The 2,753-nt window shown below is 52.6% G+C and carries 2 protein-coding genes; both read left to right on the top strand.

Translation table 11 applies throughout. The annotated features are described in order from the left end of the window. Nucleotides 1-1,918: RHS repeat-associated core domain-containing protein (locus CAF78_RS27445; RefSeq protein ID WP_177408581.1), on the top strand; the 1,918-nt coding region annotated here is incomplete at its 5' end. A gap of 17 nt (nt 1,919-1,935) precedes the next feature. Then, nucleotides 1,936-2,271 (top strand): hypothetical protein, encoded by a 336-nt coding sequence (locus CAF78_RS27440; protein ID WP_085673225.1) that lies wholly within the window; start codon nt 1,936-1,938, stop codon nt 2,269-2,271. Nucleotides 2,272-2,753: the final 482 nt, after the last annotated feature.

The raw sequence follows: 2,753 nt of genomic DNA, 5'->3' as shown, positions 1-2,753 counted from the left end.
GGTGGACAACCTGACCCGGCGCTTCAGCTACAACGTCGGTGGCCATCTGACCCGACTGGATGAAATCGGCTACGGCGAAAATGCCGAGCGGCCCGAGCGGCATACGCTGTTCGAGCGCGACAGCATTGGCCGCTTGATCGCCAAGCTGAACCGCGATTCACAGCAGCAGTTCACCTACGACGAAGGTGACCGGCTGTTGAGCATCGAGCGGCACCCGAGTGGACTCGGCAAGCAACTTGGGGTGACCGAGGAAAAGCTGGCGTACACCTACGATGTGCTGGGGCGGCTGACGCATGAAATCACGCCCGATGGCACGCTGGGCTACGAGTACGACCCGCTCAGTAACCTGACCACACTGACCCTGCCGGATGGGCGCAAGGTCAACCACCTGTACTACGGCAGCGGCCACCTGCACCAGCTGAACCTGGATGGCCAGGTGATCAGCGACATGGAGCGTGATGACCTGCACCGCGAGGTGTACCGGACCCAGGGCAAGCTCACCAGTTGCTTTGGCTATGACTCCATGGGCCGCAAGGCTTGGCAATACGCTTCGATGCTGCCCGCCGACAAGCTGTCGCAGGTGCACAACACCGGCATCAATACCTCGCTGCTGGTGGAGCATGCCTACAACCCGATTCATCGCCGTTACCAGTACGACCCGGCCGGAGAGCTGGTGCGCACCCTCGACAAGCTGCGAGGCGAGATCAAGTACGAGTACGAAGCCAATGGCCAGTTGCGCAGCCGTGATACCGGCTCGCTGGTGGGCAGTGAAGAGTTCCGCTACGACGCAGCCGCGAACCGTCTGGACTTCAACGCCCGACAGTTTGACAAGGTCAAGGACAACCGGATCAAGCAGTGGCGGGATCAGGAATATCGCTACGACCCGTGGGGCAACCTGATCGAGAAGCGCTCGGGGCACAGCAAGTTGCAGTACTTTGCCTATGACTGCGAGAACCGGCTGGTTAAAGCTGAAACGTATGTCGCTGGCAGACTGGAGAGCATCGGGCAGTACCGGTATGACAGCCTGGGGCGGCGGGTGGCCAAGCAGGCGGAGATCAACGGTGAAGTCGAGCACAAGCGCTTCCTCTGGCAAGGCTTGAGGATGCTGCGCGAAGAGACACCTGGGCAAAGCATCTTGTACCTGTATGAGCCGGGTAGCTATGCGCCGTTGGCGCGGGTCGATCAGACAGAGGGTGAAGAGCAGAAACTCTACTACTTCCACACGGACCAGATTGGCACGCCGCTGGAGTTGACCGACAGCGAAGGCAAAATCGTTTGGCAGGCGACGTATCGTTCGTGGGGTTCGATAGAAAACCTAGTGGTCGATGAGGTTCAGCAAAATCTACGTTTACAAGGCCAGTATTTCGATAGCGAAACCGAATTGCACTACAACACGCTCCGCTACTATGACACTGGCACCGGTAGGTTTGTAACTCAAGACCCGATTGGGTTACAAGGTGGTTCTAACTTATACAAATATGCTATTAATCCTTTGGCTTGGGTTGACCCGCTCGGTTTAGCGAACAGGCCGAATAATGGCAAGTATAATATTTTCCATGATCACACATTGGATCCTCAGTATAGATATTCAAGCGATGCCGTCCAGTTTAATAGGGCTAATACCGATCTTTTGAATAGGATGGAACTTGAGCCCGAATTCAGGAAGGATATGCTGAATCGATATCCGAAACTTGAGGAGTGGGCTAAGACAGGGGCTAAAAGCGGCAGCCCCCCTGGTTTGACGTGGCACCACCACGAGGATGTTAATAGGCTATCTCTTGTGGATCGTATGGATCATAAGTCGAATCATGGGTTATACCACCCGACTGGTAAAGGTGGTCGAGACATATGGGGTGGTGGCGCTCAAGGGCGAAAAGGCAAGCTTGACGGTGCAACGGGAAAAATTTGCTGTGGTTAATCAATTGGAGATATGTAATGTTATTGAAGAATAAGTTTTATGCTCTTTCAGAATTAATCGAGCACGTTAAGATTTTTGCAGAGCAAGATGATGATTTTTGTCTTTATGGTCAGGATCAAGATCACCTAGATTTAAAAGTACAATATTTTGTGGCCGATTATCCAAATGTTAAGGACGATAAGGAGATCTATCCAGAGTCCGTAAAAAAAGTGGGCTTGAGCTATCTATATTCTGGACAGCAGTTTGTTGATGTTGTAACTTTGTTGGCGGAGCAAAATCCTGATGCGTCGCATGATGATTATGTCAAGGCCTTAAATTATTATCAGGATAATGATGAGTTTATCGAGATGTGATTTTTTACTTTTTCAATCTGATTGATTGGGTTGGCACTTTGATCGGTAGAAGGTGCATTTGTGCGAGGCAAATTAGCCTCGCATAGACATGCGTGTGAGTGGACAATTGACTAGATGAGCTTCGGTGAAGATCAAAGGCAGCTTGGATGACAATGAATTAAACCTCAATGTCTATCGCGTGTGACTTTGACTGTGACGCTATGCTTTATAGGTTGTATTGACGTTCCCAGCCTGCTAGCCAATCGATCTTTAAAATTCAGATTTATGGACTGAGGCGCAAGTCTCGGTCCTATGGCACGCCCGACGGCAACCCGACCGACATCAAGCGTGTGGTCGACAACCAGGCCGTCGAAACCCTCACCCAGTACCGCTACGACGAACACGGCCAGCTGAGCGCGGTGATCAACCGCAACGGCGACACCGTGCGCAACTTCAGCTACGCCGAAGGCCTGATGGTCACCCACAGCAACGCCCTGGGCCTG

It is taken from the genome of Pseudomonas sp. R28(2017), from assembly GCF_002112505.1.
Classification (GTDB): Bacteria; Pseudomonadota; Gammaproteobacteria; order Pseudomonadales; family Pseudomonadaceae; genus Aquipseudomonas.
The sequence above is the reverse complement of the archived record's forward strand: the minus strand, read 5'-3'. Positions and strand labels throughout refer to the sequence as shown.

Coding starts and splice junctions, on each gene's coding strand:
- CAF78_RS27440 (WP_085673225.1), top strand. CDS start 1,936: ATGTTATTGAAGAATAAGTTTTATGCTCTTTCAGAATTAATCGAGCAC.